We start from the raw sequence: 15,387 nt of genomic DNA on the forward strand, positions 1-15,387 counted from the left end.
GTCGCCGGCCGTCCACGTGCGCTCATTCGGCCTCGGCGGGCCGCCGGGACAGCAGCTCCCCCACGGCCACGGCCGCCGCGGCCACCAGACCGGCCGTGAACACCGCCCACCCGCCGGCGAACGTACAGGCCAGGATCGCCAGCGCGGCCACGGGGAGGGACAGCTGCTCCGCGAGGTCGCGCTTGAAGTGGCGGGCGTGCAGCGCCCACACCGTCAGCAGGAACAGCGCGGAGGGAATGGTCACCGCGGCGGCGGCCACGGTGTCCGAGACGTGGGCCTTGCCCACGGCCTCCTCCACCGCGACCTCGATGCCCGCGCCGATGGCGGCCGCGGAACCGAAGATCAGGAAGTGTCCGTATCCCCAGAGGAACGCTTCCCTGCTCCCGCGCAGGTAGTCATGGATCGGCACGGCGAAATAGATCCACCAGGCGGAGAAGACGATCAGCAGCCCGCCCGCGGCGATCGGCAGCAGGTCGCCGAGTGCGTCGTGCTCGTACACCGACTGCTGGACCGCGACCGTGGCCGCCGCGATGGTCTCGCCCAGCACGATGATCGTGAACAGCCCGTAGCGCTCACTGATGTGTTGCGGATGCCAGCTCGTCGAGCGGTCACGCTCGGCGATCGCCGGAACGGACAGCTCCGCGAGCACGAGCACGACGAAGACGGCGGTAAGGGCTCCGCGCGAGTCGGCGGGCAGCAGCAGCATGGCGATCCAGCCCAGCTGCACCACCGTGATCCCGATGGCGTACCGCAGCGCGACGCGCCGCTCCCCGCCCCGGGTGCAGTGCGCGGCGCGCAGCCACTGGCTGGTCAGCGCGAGCCGCATCACCACGTAGCCGATGACGACGACCGTCCAGTCGCCCGCGTCGAAGGCGCGCGGCACTCCGGCGGCGAGGACGAGCACCCCGGTGATCTGGACGAGCGTGACGACGCGGTACAGCGGGTCGTCGGTGTCGTAGGCCGAGGCGAACCAGCTGAAGTTGACCCAGGCCCACCAGATCGCGAAGAAGACGGCCGCGTAGCTGCCGATTCCGGTGAGGGCGTGGCCCTCGGCGACGGCATGGACCAGCCGCGCGCCCGCTTGGGCCACGGCGACCACGAAGCAGAGGTCGAAGAAGAGCTCCAGCGGAGTGGAGGCGCGATGTTTCTCGGTGCGGCTGCGAGCCGTCATTACGGGCATGGGAACCAGCACACCAGACGGGCTCGGCCATGCCGAACGGGGGACGCCCCGTATGGTCGACGCAGGTCACCCGGCCGAGCCGCAAAACAGGACCAACCATCATGTACGACCCTACGTTGGCAGGGTGACAGAGCCGCCAGAGCCCTCCGCCGCAGCCGCGCAGCCCGCCCCCCCCGGATGCGGCTGTGCCCCAAGGGAATCAACGCGTACCAGCAGGTCAACCACCCCGAACGGCTCACCGCCCCGCTGATGCGCCGCTCCCGTGACGAGGACTTCCGCGAGGTCTCCTGGGACGAGGCGCTCGACTTCACCGTCGCCGAGATCGAACGCATCCAGCAGAGCTACGGCGGGGTGGTGCAGCAGGCGGACACCACCCGATGCAGCGGGTGGTGTCCGCCTGCTGCATCGGGTGCGCCAACTGCGTCAACGCCTGCCCCTTCGGCGTCCCGAAGATCGACCTCCGGGCGAAGCTGCAGATGAAATGCAACCTCTGCTACGACCGCACCGCCTACGGTCTCGCCCCCATGTGCGCGACCGTCTGCCCGACCGGAGCGCTGTTCTACGGGACCGTCGAGGAGCTCCAGGCCGAGCGCCCCGGCGTCCAGGTCGCCGACACCTTCACCTTCGGGCGGAGCGAGGTACGCACCGGCGTGGCCATGGTCGTGCCGGCAGAGCGGATGCGGTGGCCGGTGCCCGGCGGCCTTCCTGTCGTCGAGATCAACGGGAAGGACGTCCGCCGATGAGCGTCACCGACCAGCCGTCCTCCGGCGATCCGCGCGAGGCCCTGAGCGACCGGATCGCCGCCGACTCCCTCACCACCCGGCGCGACTACCTCCGGATCGTGGCGACCGTCTCCGGCGGACTCGCCGTCGGCGGCCTCGGTGTGGCAGGTGGAATCCTGCCGCGCCACGGCGACCCCGACGACGCCAAGGCACCCTCGCCGAAGCGGATCGCCACTCAGCTCCTGCCCGGTGAGTCCCTCGCCTTCCGCTACCCCGACGAGGAGGACCGGGCGGTCGCCGTCCGGCTGGACGACGGCACCCTCGTCGGCTACTCGGCGATCTGCACCCATCTCGCCTGTGCCGTGCTCTGGCGCAAGGACCGCGGTACCGAGGGCGAGCTGTACTGCCCCTGCCATGAGGGCATCTTCGACGCCCGCACCGGTGAGGTCACCGCCGGGCCACCGCCCCGTGCGCTGCCCAAGGTGGTGCTGACCGAACAGGCCGACGGCAGCATCTGGGCGGTCGGCACGACCCGCTCGGGTGAGAGCGTCGAACACGGCCTGTGCCGTCAACTCGGGGAGAACCACCCGGACCTCGCCTCCCGTATCGGCTGTCCCGCCGTCAAGGGCGGCGGCGCGGAGGGCCCGTCGTTCGGGGCCGGGGCCGGGACCGGGGCCGACACCTCCGGCAGGCGGTCATGACCGACGCCCGGCAGTCCCGGAACCAGGAGCCGGAGTATCCGGCGTACCCGGAGTACCACCCGGGAAGTGTTCGCCCCGAACTCAACCGGCCCGTCCACGAGCGCTATCCGCAGATCCGTGCCACCAGCGGCTACGGCGACCCCAGGGTCCGCCGCACCGGCCCCGGTCCGGGGGCGGGCACCGACCAGGAGCCCGAGCGGTCCTCGAAGCTGACGGCCCGGCTTGCCCTCGCCATGACGGTGGTCGTCGGACAGCTCTGGGGCCTGACCGTCGTCATCGACGCATGGATGGAGGGACACACCGGCACGGCCTGGTGGGGTGCCGGCTTCCTCTGCCTCTCGTTCCTCGTCGTTCTCGGGCTGTGGCTGATCGACCCGAAGGATCGCTGACCACCGCCGTACCCTTGACGTATGAGCACCGCCCCCGCCCCCGGCCCGCGCGATTCGAAGCCCTCCCCGTCGGATCGGCCGAAGCCGAAGCCGACTCTGATCTTCGACGATCCGCTGGACCAGCAGTCCTCGGACGATACGGACCGGGGGTGGGGCGAGCGGGCCCCGGCCGGTGGCAGCGCCGCCGATCTGGCGCGCTTCCTCGACGAGAAGCCGCCCCACCACATCTGATCCCCCTGCTCCGTGGTGGTTTGGCGGTGGTGCCGCCGGTTCTTCTGCCGTGCGTCGTACTACTGGTCGTGACCTCGGCCGGGGTCCTGGCCCGGGGTATCGCCCGCCGGGCCGCCGCGCTGCGAGACGAGAGCGTCGCGGATCTCCTTCAGTACCTCCAGCTCGCTCACCTCCAGCGTCTCCTGCACCTCCTCCTTCGCGGCCTGCATCGCAGCCCGCTTGGCGAGGTACTTGGCCATGGGCAGGACCATCAGGAAGTAGACGACGGCGGCCGTGATCAGGAAGCTGAGGGTGGCGCTGAGCACCGAACCCCACAGGATCCGGATGCCCTCGATCGCCTCGCCCGTCTTCGGGTCCGTGACGCAGGGGCCCTTGAGGCAGGAGCTGTAACCCTCCGGGTCCTTGGTGCCGAACGCACCGACCAGCGGGTTGATGACTCCCTTGACGATCGAGTTCACGATCTGGGTGAACGCCGCGCCGATGACGACGGCGACCGCCAGATCGATGACATTGCCGCGCATCAGGAAGGCTTTGAACCCTTCCAGCAGACTGACCTTCTTCTCGCTCACGGACGAGCCTTCCTCCGCGTGTGCCATAGGCGGAGCAAACTCCTCGGCAACTTACGGCAGTACGCATGAAAACCACCCAATCCGAGGGTGTGGAAAGGTGACTTGACCGATCTTTCGTACGAATCAGCACAGGGTCACCGCCAACGGGGACGAGATGCCCGCACCGGCCAGGGCCGTGGCCGTGTCCCGGGGGACGGACAGCACGATCAGCGCACCGTCCTGGCCGGAACCCTCTGCCGGGGTCTGCGGCACCTCCGCCACCCGCGCACCCCTCGCCAGCACCCGGGCCCGAGCTCCGGCGCCGCCTCCGCCCTCCCCGGCGGCGATCACGTCGACATGATCGCCCGGCCGCAATAAGCGCACCGCCCCCGCATCCGCGATCCGGACCGGAGCGGACACCGGACGGGCCGTGCGCCGGTCCCGCGACGGTGCCGGGCCTGCCTCACCCCCTGCCCCCGCCCCGTACGCGGCGTCACCGCCCGCGCCCGCGCCGCCACTGCCCAGCCCCGTGGCAGCGAGCGCGGCAGCCGTCAGGGCCAGCCCGGCGGCCAGGGCACGACGCTGCCGCCACAACGCCCTCCGTAGCCGGCGCCCACCGCCCCCACGCACCCGCAAGGGTTCGAACGCGGGCACCCCACAGGGCGAAGGCGCCGGTGAGGCGGACGGCAACAGCGATGACGCGGGGGAGTGCGAGGGCGACGGCGAGGACGCGGACGACGAAATCGCAGACGACGCGGACGACGCGGACGACACGGACGACGGGAACATGGTCGACACCACCTGACATGAGGAGTTCCGGGCGAACACCCCTCACGATCCACCGTCCGCGAGATTCCCGCCGAAGCCTGTGGACGGCCCCAATGTTGTGGACAACTCCGTCACTCACACACGCCGCAGCCGTCACCCACCCGCATCGTCGGGCAGCCGTGACCCACACACGCCGCAGCCGTTCCCCTCCGCGTCGCTACGCAGCCGTTCCCCTCCGCGTGGCTAAGCTGCCGCTCCCTCGCTAAGGCAGCTCGATCCCTGTTTCGAGACCGTCCAGCGCGTGCGAGCACGGGCAGTCCCGGTCCTCCTCCGCCGGCAGTGCGGCCACCACGTCGAAGAGCACCGAGCGCAGCCGGTCCACATTGGCCGCGAACACCTTCAGCACCTCCCCGTGCGAGACGCCCTCGCCGGCCTCCGCGCCCGCGTCCAGGTCCGTCACCAGGGTCGTCGTCGTGTAGCAGAGGCCCAGTTCACGGGCGAGGACGGCCTCCGGGTGACCGGTCATCCCGACCACCGACCACCCCATCGCCGCATGCCAGCGCGACTCCGCCCGGGTCGAGAAGCGCGGCCCCTCGACGACCACCAGTGTCCCGCCGTCCACCGGGTCCCAGTTCTTCGCCCGCGCCGCCGCCAGCGCGGCCCTGCGCCCCGTGGGGCAGTACGGATCGGCGAAGCCCAGGTGCAGGACGTTCGGCTCCGCCCCGTCGGCCCGCACCTCCCCGTCGTAGTACGTCTGCGTCCGGGTCTTGGTGCGGTCCACCAGCTGGTCGGGCACGAGCAGGGTGCCCGGCCCGTACTCCGGGCGCAGGCCGCCCACCGCGCACGGGCCGAGCACCTGACGTACGCCGACGGAACGCAGCGCCCACATGTTGGCCCGGTAGTTGATGAGGTGCGGCGGCAGGTGGTGGCCGCGTCCGTGGCGGGGGAGGAAGGCGACCCGGCGACCGCCGACCTCGCCGAGGAAGAGGGAGTCGCTCGGCCGTCCGTACGGGGTGTCCACACGCACCTCCGTGACGTCCTCCAGGAAGGAGTACAAGCCCGAGCCGCCGATGACACCGATCTCTGCGTTCGCCATGCGATCACAGTAGCGGCGCGCGAAAACGCCGGGAGCCCCGTCGAACGGATCGACGGGGCTCCCGGTGGAAGTGCTGTGCCGTGTGCGGCTCAGGCGGCCGAAGTGCTGCTCTTCGAGGCCGAGGAGGGGGCCGAGGACGACTTCGAGTCGGATCCCGTCGAAGCCGAAGCCGAAGCCGAAGCCGAGGACGACGAGGAGTCGGACGACGAAGCGGAACCGGACGCCTTCGCCGAGGATGAAGCCGGCGTGCTGCTCGACGAGGAGCCGCGGCTGTCGTTCCGGTAGAAACCGGAACCCTTGAAGACGATGCCGACCGCCGAGAACACCTTCTTCAGGCGTCCGTCGCAGCTCGGGCACACGGTGAGGGCGTCATCGGTGAACTTCTGCACCGCCTCGAGGCCCTCGCCACATTCGGTGCACTGGTACTGATAGGTCGGCACTTGCTCCTCCTGGCACTCTGACTCGATGAGTGCTAACGACGCTCCATACTGACGTATTCCGCTGCATCAGTCCACCGTGACCGGCTTCCGGTGACCGACACCACGCGCAACGGTCCGTCCCGACGCGGTGGGTGCGAGCCTCGAACGGAGCCCCACCAGGGTGATCAGGGCCAGTACGGTCCCCACCAGCGGCACCAGGAATCCGGTGCCGGCTCCGTGGGCGTCCGCGAGCCGTCCGGCGACCGTCACCGCCGCCGCCTGGCCGAGCGCGACCGAGCCCGTCAGCCAGGTGAACGCCTCGGTCCGCGCGGACCCCGGCACCAGGGCCTCGACCAGTGTGTAGCCGCTGATCAGGGCCGGAGCGATGGAGAGGCCGACCAGGAGTCCGAGCCCGGCCAGCTGGGGCACCGAGTGCACCGCCCACAGCCCGGACGCGGTCAGGGTCAGTGCCGCGTACCCGACGATCAGCCGCCGTCGCGGCCCGCTCTTCCAGGCGATGGCACCGCAGGCGATCCCGGCGAGCATGTTGCCGGCCGCGAAGACGCCGTACAGCAGGCCATTGGCTCCCGGGTGGCCGATCTCCTCGGCGAAGGCGGTCAGCGAGACCTGCATGCCGCCGAAGACCGCCCCGATCCCGAGGAAGGCCACCGCGAGCACCCGTACGCCCGGTACGGACAGGGCGGAGGCGTGCCGCCGGGAGGTGCCGGAGGCGGCGTTGCGCACCACGGGCTGGGTGCGGTGCTGCGCGGCGAAGAGGAGCCCGCCGGCCAGGGTCAGTGCGGCCTCCGTGATCAGACCGGCCGCCGGGTGGACCCCCGTGCACAGTGCGGTGGCGAGCACCGGGCCGATGACGAAGGTGAACTCGTCCGTCACCGATTCGAAGGCGGCCGCGGTGGCCAGCAGCGGCGAGGCCTCGCGGTCCGGTGCCGCGCCGAGCGCGGCCGCCCAGCGGGCCCGCACCATCGGCCCGATCTGCGGGACGGACGCACCCGTCGGCACGGCCGCCACGAACAGCGCCCACAGAGGCGCGTCCGCCAGCGCGAGCGCCGTCAGCACCGATACGGAGGCGGCGTGCACCAGGACCCCGGGCAGCAGCACGGCACGCTGGCCGAAGCGGTCGGCGAGCTTGCCGGTCTGCGGTGCGAACAGGGCCATGGAGACACCGGTCACGGCGGCGACGGCGCCCGCGCTGCCGTACGAACCGGTGGTGTGCTGGACCAGGAGCACGATGCCGATGGTCAGCATCGCGAAGGGTTGCCGTGCGGCGAAGCCCGGCAGGAGAAATGTCCACGCACCCGGGGTGCGCAGCAACTGCCCGTAACCCGGGCGGTCGGTGACCGTGGACGCCACGGTCCTTGCCTTTCTGCCGCCTGGTGGCCGGGCTCCCGCGGGCGGCCCGCACCGGTGGTGCGGGCCCGTTCGTGCGGGGCTGCCGAGAGCTGTCCTCTTCGCGCGGGACTGCGGTAGATGCCGGGCGCTCAGCAGAGGCGGAGGACGCCACGACCGCCATACGGTCGCGCCAGCTCTGCGTCAGGCAGAGTTGGTCGTTCTGATTGGTCGATCGGGTCGACCGACCCCGTGATCGGGGGCGATCGATGCCTTCATGCTACAGGCAGGGATCCTCGCGCACCTGTGATTGTGTGCGAGGACTCCCCGTGGGACCTGCGGCCACAAGGGCTGCGCCCTCAGTGGCGCGTCTTCGGTCCGCCGGTCTTCCCCAGCCGCTTCACGGCCTTCAGCGCATGTGTCACGTCGTGCACCACATCGTGCCCCGTACGGGGCCCCGCGGGGCCCTCGCCGCCGCTTCTGCCACCGGACGCCAGCCAGCCCGCGAGCTTGCCGTTCTCGCCGACCGCGCGCAGCCGTTCCTCCGCCGCGTCGCGCACCGGATCGGTGGCGACCACCAGCAGCTCGTCGCCGCGCCGGAGCACGGTCGAGGGGGCCGGTACGAAGCTCTTGCCGTCCCGTACGACGAGGGTGACGGCGGCTCCGGCGGGCAGCCGCAGCTCCCCGACCTCCACGCCGTGCATCTTCGAGCGGCCCGGGATCGCCACCGACAGCAGATGGCCGCGCAGCCGCTCCAGCGGTGCCGACTCGATGCCCAGGTCGGCGGCCTCGGCCGGATCTTCGGCGATCTTCAGGGCCTTCGCCACCCAGGGCAGTGTCGGCCCCTGGATGAGGGTGTAGACGATCACCAGGACGAAGACGATGTTGAAGACGCGGGTGGAGCCCTCGACCCCGGCGACCATCGGGATGGTCGCCAGGATGATGGGCACGGCGCCGCGCAGACCCGCCCAGGACATCAGGGCCTTCTCCTGCCACGGCAGCCGGAACGGCGCCAGCGAGATGAAGACCTCCAGCGGACGCGCCACCACGGTCAGCACCAGGCCCACCACGACCGCGGGCCAGAAGTCGTCGAGCAGGTCGTGCGGGGTGACCAGGAGCCCGAGCAGCACGAACATGCCGATCTGGGCCAGCCAGCCGAGCCCGTCGGCGAAGCCGCGGGTGGCGGGCCAGTGCGGCAGCTTGGCGTTGCCGAGGATCATCGCGGCCAGGTACACGGCGAGGAATCCGCTGCCGTGGACCAGGGCGCCCGCCGCGTACGCGGACACCGCGATGGCCATCACGGCGATCGGGTAGAGGCCGGAGGCGGGCAGCGCCACACGGCGCAGTCCGTACGAGCCGAGCCAGCCGACGGCGATGCCCATGGCCGCACCGATGGCGAGCTCCAGGGCTATCTCACCGATCAGTACGTACCAGCTCTCCACCGATCCCGTGGTCGAGAAGGCGACCACGAGGATCACCACGGGGGCGTCGTTGAAGCCGGACTCGGCCTCCAGCACGCCGGTGATCCGGGCGGGCAGCGGCACCTTGCGCAGTACGGAGAAGACCGCGGCGGCGTCCGTCGACGAGACGACCGCACCGATGATCAGAGCCTGCCGCCAGTCCAGGCCGACCAGGTAGTGCGCCCCGGCCGCCGTGACGCCCACGCTCACCGCGACACCGACCAGCGAGAGCATCACCGCGGCGGGCAGCGCCGGTCTGATCTCTTTCCACTTCGTGCCCAGGCCGCCCTCGGCGAGGATCACGACCAGTGCGGCATAGCCGATGACCTGGGTCAGTTCGGCGTTGTTGAACTTGATGTCGAAGATGCCGTCCTGCCCCATGGCGATCCCGATGCCGAGATACAGGAGCAGGCTGGGGAGCCCGCTGCGGGACGAGACGCGTACCGCCACCACCGCGACGAGCAGTACGAGCGAGCAGACGAGCAGGAGTTCGTTGAGCGTGTGGACAGACAGTGGCCGTTCCTTCCCCGCGTACGCCTGCCGTGTCGATCGATCTACGGCATCGGCCGATGGCGGCCGGTACTTCGTTACCTTACCTAATCTTTAACGCTTTCTTGACGCGCTCGAGCATTCGTACGATCGCTACGCAATCCGAATCATCCCGATGCCGCGTCAGAGCCGCCCCGGCGCTGCGCCTATGGTTGCTCCTGCACTCCCAGGACCACCTGCCCCTCGAAGGACAGCGATGCCCGCCAACACAACCGCCTCTTCCGCCTCCTCCGGTGCCGCCGGTGCGAAGACCGGCAGGAAGAAGGGGCGACGTGCCCGCCTGATCGTGATCGTTCTGGTGCTGGCGCTTGTCGCGGGTATCGGTTACGGGACGTTCTGGTCCGTATCCACCGTGCGGGCCTCGTACCCGCAGACGACCGGGTCGACGAAGCTCGACGGCCTCGACGGCAGCGTCGACGTCAAACGCGACAGTTACGGAATCCCGCAGCTGTACGCGGACTCCGACACCGATCTCTTCCGCGCCCAGGGCTTCGTCCAGGCGCAGGACCGCTTCTGGGAGATGGACGTCCGCCGCCACATGACGGCCGGCCGCCTCTCCGAGATGTTCGGCTCCGGACAGGTCGAGACGGACTCCTTCCTGCGCACGCTGGGCTGGCACAAGGTCGCGCAGGAGGAGTACGACAACGTCCTGTCCGAGGACACCAAGAAGAACCTCCAGGCGTACGCGGACGGCGTCAACGCCTACCTCAAGGGGCGCGACGGCAAGGACATCTCCGTCGAGTACGCGGCCCTCGGCTTCACCAACGACTACAAGCCCGCCGAGTGGACCCCGGTCGACTCGGTCGCCTGGCTCAAGGCCATGGCCTGGGACCTGCGCGGCAACATGCAGGACGAGATCGACCGCTCGCTGATGACCAGCAGGCTCGACGCGAAGCAGATCGAGGACCTCTACCCGGAGTACCCGTACGACAAGCACCGGCCGATCGTCGACCAGGGCGCGGTCTCCTCGGTCACCGGGAAGTTCGACCCGGACGCGACCCCGTCCGACACACTCGGCTCGAACACCGCGCAGGGCGCCACCGAGGGCCTGAACACCCAGCTCGCCTCGCTCGCCGACACCCTCGACCAGATCCCGGCGCTGCTCGGCCCGAACGGCAACGGCATCGGGTCCAACTCCTGGGTGGTCTCCGGCGACTACACGACGACCGGCAAGCCGCTGCTGGCCAACGACCCGCACCTGGCGCCGCAGCTGCCCTCGCTCTGGTACCAGATGGGTCTGCACTGCCGCGAGATCACGGCGAAGTGCCAGTACGACACCGCGGGCTACACCTTCTCCGGCATGCCCGGCGTGATAATCGGTCACAACCAGGACATCGCCTGGGGCTTCACCAACCTCGGCGCGGACGTCACCGACCTCTTCCTGGAGAAGGTCTCTGAGACCGGCTACCTGTACGACGGCAAGGTCAAGCCCTTCATCAGCCGCGAGGAGACCATCAAGGTCGCGGGCGGCAAGGACCGGACGATCACCGTCCGCGAGACCAACAACGGCCCGCTGGTCTCCGACCGCAGCAGCGAGCTGGAGAAGGTCGGCCAGAAGGCCCCCGTCACCAACGCGGCGCCGGACCGGGCCGACGGTTACGCGGTCGCCCTGAAGTGGACCGCGCTGGAGCCCGGCAAGTCCATGGACGCCGTCTTCGAGCTCAACCGGGCCAAGGACTTCACCACCTTCCGGGCGGCGGCCGCGCACTTCGAGGTTCCCTCGCAGAACCTCATCTACGCCGACACCAAGGGCCATATCGGCTACCAGGCGCCCGGGAAGATCCCGGTGCGCCTCAAGGGCGACGGCATGATGCCCAGCCCCGGCTGGTCCTCGGCGTACGGCTGGGAGAAGGAGCCGGTCCCGTTCGACGAGCTGCCCTACGAGTACGACCCGAAGCGCGGCTACATCGTCACCGCCAACCAGGCCGTGATCGACGAGAAGAAGTACCCGCACCTGCTGACCAAGGACTGGGGCTACGGCACCCGGAGCCAGCGGATCGACGACCTCATCCAGTCGAAGATCAAGGGCGGCGGGAAGATCTCGACCGAAGACATGCAGAAGATGCAGATGGACAACACCAGCGAGATCGCCGCGCTGCTGGTGCCCGAGCTGATGAAGATCAATGTCTCGGACAAGAGCGTCCGCGAGGCGCAGAAGCTCCTGGAGGGCTGGGACTACACCCAGGAGCCCGACTCGGCCGCGGCCGCGTACTTCAACGCGGTCTGGCGCAACATCCTCAAGCTCGCCTTCGGCAACAAGCTGCCCAAGGAGCTGCGGGTCAAGGGCGAGTGCCTCAACGTGCCCCGGGCCGACAGCTCGGGCCCGGTCGACGAGCAGGACCGGCTGGTGCGCGAGTGCGGCCGGCGCGACGCGGACTCCGCCCAGCCCGACGGCGGTGACCGCTGGTACCAGGTGGTCGCCGAGCTGATGGACGACCAGGACAGCGACTGGTGGAAGGCGCCCAGGAGCGGCCGGGACGAGCCGACCGAGAACCGCGACCAGCTCTTCGCCCGCGCCATGGAGGATGCCCGCTGGGAGCTGACCGCCAAGCTCGGCAAGGACATCACCACCTGGAGCTGGGGCCGGCTGCACCAGCTGACCCTGAAGAACCAGACCCTCGGCACCGAGGGCCCCGGTCTGCTCCAGCGCGCCCTCAACCGCGGCCCGTGGAACCTCGGCGGCGGCGAGGCCGCGGTGAACGCCTCCGGCTGGAACGCGGCGGGCGGCTACGAGGTCGTCTGGGTCCCGTCGATGCGGATGGTGGTCAATGTGGGGGACTGGGACAAGTCCCGCTGGATCAACCTCACCGGCGCCTCCGGGCACGCATTCAGCGCGCACTACACCGATCAGACCGACAAGTGGGTCAACGGTGAACTGCTCGACTGGTCCTTCGGCACGAACGCCGTCGCCAAGTCGACCACCGACACCCTGACCCTCAAGCCCTAGGGCCTGTCCGGCGGACCGCCGCCGGTGTCACCACCACGTCCACGGGGTGGTCGTGCGGTTCCTCCGGGACCTGTGCGACCACCTCGTCGTCGTAGAGCAGGACGATCAGCGCGGGATGCGCCCCGGCCGCGGCGAGCCTGGCCAGCACCCGGTCGTAGCTGCCGCCGCCGCGGCCGAGGCGCATCCCGCGCCCGTCCACCGCGAGGCCCGGCAGCAGCACCGTGTCGGCCTCCAGGACCGCGTCGGGGCCGAGCCGCGCGCCGTCCGGCTCCAGCAGTCCGCGGCCGGCCCGGACGAGACGGCCGGCACCCTCGTACGGCGCCCAGTCCAGATCGTTGTCCGCGAGGAGCACCGGCAGCAGCACCCGCACACCCCGGGCGCGCAACGCCTCCAGCAGCACCCGGGTGCCCGGCTCGCTGCCCACCGAGACATAGGCGGCGACGGTACGGGCCCCGGACAGTTCCGGGAGATCCAGTGCGCCCCGGGACAGAACCACCGCGGCGTTCTCCACGTCTTCCCTGGACAGAAGACGCCGTGCGGCCAGCAGTTCACGTCGGAGAAGTGCCTTTCGGGACATCTCTGCGTTCAACGGGCACCCCTGGCTCTCTCGCATGTGCATATAGGCGTACAAAGTTAACCGGAGCCTCATCTTCCTCACATACGCACCCGATATGGTTCTGCGCATGACTCAGTCGCACCCCAGGATCAGCAAGGCTGTCATCCCGGCCGCGGGGCTCGGTACCCGCTTCCTGCCGGCCACCAAAGCCACTCCCAAGGAGATGCTGCCTGTGGTCGACAAGCCCGCGATCCAGTACGTCGTCGAAGAAGCGGTGACCGCGGGCCTCTCCGACGTACTGATGATCACCGGCCGCAACAAGCGCCCGCTGGAGGACCACTTCGACCGCAATTACGAGCTGGAGTCCGCGCTCACCCGGAAGGGAGACGCCGAACGGCTCAAAAAGGTCCAGGAGTCGAGCGACCTGGCCACCATGCACTACGTCCGGCAGGGGGACCCGCGCGGCCTCGGTCACGCCGTGCTGTGCGCCGCGCCGCACATCGGCGACCAGCCGTTCGCGGTCCTCCTCGGCGACGACCTGATCGACCCGCGCGATCCGCTGCTGGCCCGCATGGTCGAGATCCAGGAGCGCGAGGGCGGCAGCGTCATCGCGCTGATGGAGGTCGCGCCGGAGCAGATCCACCAGTACGGCTGCGCGGCCGTCAAGCCCACCGTCGAGGACGACGTGGTGCGCATCAGCGGCCTCGTCGAGAAGCCCGAGGCCGCCGAGGCGCCCAGCAACCTCGCCATCATCGGCCGCTACGTCCTGGACCCGGCCGTCTTCGAGATCCTGCGCAGGACCGAGCCGGGCCGCGGCGGTGAGATCCAGCTCACCGACGCGCTCCAGCGCCTCGCCGAGGACGAGAAGATCGGCGGTCCCGTGCACGGTGTCGTCTTCAAGGGCCGCCGCTATGACACCGGTGACCGGAGCGACTACCTCCGTGCCATTGTCAGACTCGCGTGCGAACGTGAAGATCTGGGCCCGGACTTCAAGACCTGGCTCCGCAGTTACGTCACCGAGGAGATGTAGCACTTTGAGCAGCACGATGTGGTCGGTGGACGAGCACCTGGCAGACATTCTCGAAGCGGTGCACCCGCTCGAACCCATCGAGCTGCAACTGCACGACGCCCAGGGCTGCGTCCTCGTCGAGGACGTCATGGTGCAGGTCGCCCTGCCGCCCTTCGACAACAGCTCGATGGACGGGTACGCGGTCCGGGTCGCCGATGTCGAGGGCGCCGACGAGGAGTTCCCCGCGGTGCTCACGGTCGTCGGAGACATCGCGGCGGGCAGTGACGGCCTGCCCGGCGGCCGGGCCATCGGCCCCGGCGAGGCCGCCCGGATCATGACCGGCGCCCCGCTGCCGGCCGGTGCCGAGGCGGTGGTCCCGGTCGAGTGGACCGACGGGGGTACGGGCGGCGGCCCCGCCGACACCATGCGCTCCCTCAGCGACGCCCCGGAGGCGGCGGGCGGCGAGGTCCGGGTGCACCGCCCCGTCGAGGCCCGCGCCCACATCAGGGCCCGCGGGAGCGACGTCAAGCCGGGCGAGCTGGCGCTGAGCGCCGGATCGGTGGTCGGCCCGCCGCAGATCGGCCTGCTCGCCGCGATCGGCCGCTCGACGGTGAAGGTGCGGCCCCGGCCGCGCGTCGTCGTCGTCTCCACCGGGAGCGAACTGGTCCAGCCCGGCGAGGAACTGACGGGCGGCCGGATCTACGACTCGAACAGCTTCGCGCTCACGGCCGCGGCCAGGGACGCCGGAGCGATCGCCTACCGCGTCGGCGCCGTCACCGACGACGCGGACACGCTCCGCGCCACGATCGAGGACCAGCTGATCCGCGCCGACATCGTCGTCACCACCGGAGGCGTCAGCGTCGGCGCGTACGACGTCGTCAAGGAAGCCCTGTCCTCGGTGGGCGACGAGGACGAGCCGGGCAGCGGCATCGACTTCCGCAGGCTCGCCATGCAGCCCGGCAAGCCGCAGGGCTTCGGCTCGATCGGCCCCGACCACACACCGCTGCTGGCACTGCCGGGCAACCCCGTCTCGTCGTACGTCTCCTTCGAGCTGTTCGTACGGCCCGTGATCCGCGCTCTGATGGGGCTGCCGGACGTGCACCGCCCCACCGTCCGGGCCGTGCTGGCGACCGACGAGGCGCTCGCCTCGCCGTCCGGCAGACGCCAGTTCCTGCGCGGTACGTATGACGCGGAGGCCGGCACGGTCACCCCCGTCGGCGGTGCCGGATCGCATCTGATCGGCGCACTCGCGCGGGCGGACGCGCTGATCGTGCTGCCCGAGGACGTCACCTCCGCCGAGCCCGGCACGGACACCGAGGTGATCCTGCTCCGCTGATTCCCGGGCGGTGGCGGTACGGTGTCTGGCGCTGTGCCTTCCCGGGGACACCCCCGGGCCCCCGGCCCGCACCCCGGTGCGGGCCCAGGGCCTGTCCGGCGGACAGGCCCTGGCGGGCAACCGGCGCCC

General features: G+C 70.4%; 14 protein-coding genes and 2 pseudogenes. 8 read left to right on the forward strand and 8 right to left on the reverse strand.

All coding sequences use genetic code 11. The features are described from left to right. Positions 1 to 22: 22 nt before the first annotated feature. Complete coding sequence (locus IE107_RS21455; protein WP_189545460.1) at positions 23 to 1,180, reverse strand: low temperature requirement protein A; 1,158 nt, start codon at positions 1,178 to 1,180, stop codon at positions 23 to 25. Between the two features lie 174 nt (positions 1,181 to 1,354). Here IE107_RS21455 and IE107_RS21460 point away from each other — a divergent pair. The 5 genes and pseudogenes from IE107_RS21460 to IE107_RS21480 form a co-directional block, all read left to right on the forward strand. Further along, positions 1,355 to 1,528, forward strand: a pseudogene (locus tag IE107_RS21460) (molybdopterin-dependent oxidoreductase); the annotation flags it as partial. Then, positions 1,526 to 1,923: pseudogene (locus IE107_RS21465) on the forward strand (4Fe-4S dicluster domain-containing protein); the annotation flags it as partial. The pseudogenes IE107_RS21460 and IE107_RS21465, both read left to right, overlap by 3 nt. Next, positions 1,920 to 2,603 (forward strand): Rieske (2Fe-2S) protein, encoded by a 684-nt coding sequence (locus IE107_RS21470; protein WP_189545461.1) that lies wholly within the window; start codon positions 1,920 to 1,922, stop codon positions 2,601 to 2,603. The pseudogene IE107_RS21465 and the gene IE107_RS21470, both read left to right, overlap by 4 nt. Further along, the gene (locus IE107_RS21475; RefSeq protein WP_189545462.1) at positions 2,600 to 2,992 is read left to right on the forward strand and encodes a hypothetical protein; all 393 of its coding nucleotides are present in this window, start codon (positions 2,600 to 2,602) and stop codon (positions 2,990 to 2,992) included. The genes IE107_RS21470 and IE107_RS21475 overlap by 4 nt, the downstream gene beginning before the upstream one ends. Before the next feature lie 21 nt (positions 2,993 to 3,013). Further along, the gene (locus tag IE107_RS21480) at positions 3,014 to 3,223 is read left to right on the forward strand and encodes a hypothetical protein (protein ID WP_189545463.1); all 210 of its coding nucleotides are present in this window, start codon (positions 3,014 to 3,016) and stop codon (positions 3,221 to 3,223) included. A gap of 59 nt (positions 3,224 to 3,282) precedes the next feature. On the opposite strand, the gene IE107_RS21485 is transcribed toward IE107_RS21480, so the two are convergent. The 6 genes from IE107_RS21485 to IE107_RS21510 form a co-directional block, all read right to left on the reverse strand. Further along, a complete protein-coding gene (locus tag IE107_RS21485) occupies positions 3,283 to 3,792 on the reverse strand; it encodes a large conductance mechanosensitive channel protein MscL (protein WP_189545464.1) in 510 nt (169 codons plus the stop codon). Positions 3,793 to 3,915: 123 nt separating this feature from the next. Continuing rightward, positions 3,916 to 4,560, reverse strand: a complete 645-nt coding sequence (locus IE107_RS21490) for an RcpC/CpaB family pilus assembly protein (RefSeq protein WP_189545465.1) — start codon at positions 4,558 to 4,560, stop codon at positions 3,916 to 3,918. Positions 4,561 to 4,801: 241 nt separating this feature from the next. Further along, positions 4,802 to 5,635 (reverse strand): S-methyl-5'-thioadenosine phosphorylase, encoded by an 834-nt coding sequence (locus tag IE107_RS21495; RefSeq protein ID WP_189545466.1) that lies wholly within the window; start codon positions 5,633 to 5,635, stop codon positions 4,802 to 4,804. A gap of 89 nt (positions 5,636 to 5,724) precedes the next feature. Further along, the gene (locus IE107_RS21500) at positions 5,725 to 6,075 is read right to left on the reverse strand and encodes an FmdB family zinc ribbon protein (RefSeq protein ID WP_189545467.1); all 351 of its coding nucleotides are present in this window, start codon (positions 6,073 to 6,075) and stop codon (positions 5,725 to 5,727) included. Between the two features lie 66 nt (positions 6,076 to 6,141). Beyond that, on the reverse strand, positions 6,142 to 7,425 hold the full coding sequence (locus IE107_RS21505; RefSeq protein WP_189545468.1) for an MFS transporter: 1,284 nt from the start codon (positions 7,423 to 7,425) through the stop codon (positions 6,142 to 6,144). A gap of 335 nt (positions 7,426 to 7,760) precedes the next feature. Further along, entirely contained in the window at positions 7,761 to 9,314 is a 1,554-nt protein-coding gene (locus IE107_RS21510) for a potassium/proton antiporter (protein ID WP_229867148.1), read from the reverse strand. Between the two features lie 292 nt (positions 9,315 to 9,606). On the opposite strand from IE107_RS21510, the gene IE107_RS21515 reads away from it, so the two are divergent. Then, the gene (locus tag IE107_RS21515; protein ID WP_189545469.1) at positions 9,607 to 12,357 is read left to right on the forward strand and encodes a penicillin acylase family protein; all 2,751 of its coding nucleotides are present in this window, start codon (positions 9,607 to 9,609) and stop codon (positions 12,355 to 12,357) included. Here IE107_RS21515 and IE107_RS21520 read toward each other — a convergent pair. After that, positions 12,347 to 12,934, reverse strand: a complete 588-nt coding sequence (locus IE107_RS21520; RefSeq protein ID WP_189545470.1) for a 5-formyltetrahydrofolate cyclo-ligase — start codon at positions 12,932 to 12,934, stop codon at positions 12,347 to 12,349. The genes IE107_RS21515 and IE107_RS21520 overlap by 11 nt on opposite strands. Before the next feature lie 106 nt (positions 12,935 to 13,040). Here IE107_RS21520 and galU point away from each other — a divergent pair, with 106 nt between their 5' ends. Both galU and glp read left to right on the forward strand, forming a co-directional pair. Further along, positions 13,041 to 13,943 (forward strand): UTP--glucose-1-phosphate uridylyltransferase GalU, encoded by a 903-nt coding sequence (gene galU / locus IE107_RS21525; protein ID WP_189545471.1) that lies wholly within the window; start codon positions 13,041 to 13,043, stop codon positions 13,941 to 13,943. A 4-nt stretch (positions 13,944 to 13,947) separates the two neighbouring features. After that, complete coding sequence (glp, locus tag IE107_RS21530) at positions 13,948 to 15,258, forward strand: molybdotransferase-like divisome protein Glp (RefSeq protein WP_189545472.1); 1,311 nt, start codon at positions 13,948 to 13,950, stop codon at positions 15,256 to 15,258. Positions 15,259 to 15,387 lie beyond the last annotated feature (129 nt).

This window comes from Streptomyces gelaticus, assembly GCF_014649535.1.
In the GTDB taxonomy this organism is placed as follows: domain Bacteria; phylum Actinomycetota; class Actinomycetes; order Streptomycetales; family Streptomycetaceae; genus Streptomyces; species Streptomyces gelaticus.

Bases quoted from the DNA above. Each gene is read 5' to 3' on its own strand.
- IE107_RS21520 (WP_189545470.1), bottom strand. From the start codon at position 12,934: ATGTCCCGAAAGGCACTTCTCCGACGTGAACTGCTGGCCGCACGGCGT.
- IE107_RS21495 (WP_189545466.1), bottom strand. From the start codon at position 5,635: ATGGCGAACGCAGAGATCGGTGTCATCGGCGGCTCGGGCTTGTACTCC.
- galU (WP_189545471.1), top strand. From the start codon at position 13,041: ATGACTCAGTCGCACCCCAGGATCAGCAAGGCTGTCATCCCGGCCGCG.
- IE107_RS21490 (WP_189545465.1), bottom strand. From the start codon at position 4,560: ATGTTCCCGTCGTCCGTGTCGTCCGCGTCGTCCGCGTCGTCTGCGATT.
- IE107_RS21515 (WP_189545469.1), top strand. From the start codon at position 9,607: ATGCCCGCCAACACAACCGCCTCTTCCGCCTCCTCCGGTGCCGCCGGT.
- IE107_RS21455 (WP_189545460.1), bottom strand. From the start codon at position 1,180: ATGCCCGTAATGACGGCTCGCAGCCGCACCGAGAAACATCGCGCCTCC.
- IE107_RS21470 (WP_189545461.1), top strand. From the start codon at position 1,920: ATGAGCGTCACCGACCAGCCGTCCTCCGGCGATCCGCGCGAGGCCCTG.
- IE107_RS21475 (WP_189545462.1), top strand. From the start codon at position 2,600: ATGACCGACGCCCGGCAGTCCCGGAACCAGGAGCCGGAGTATCCGGCG.
- IE107_RS21480 (WP_189545463.1), top strand. From the start codon at position 3,014: ATGAGCACCGCCCCCGCCCCCGGCCCGCGCGATTCGAAGCCCTCCCCG.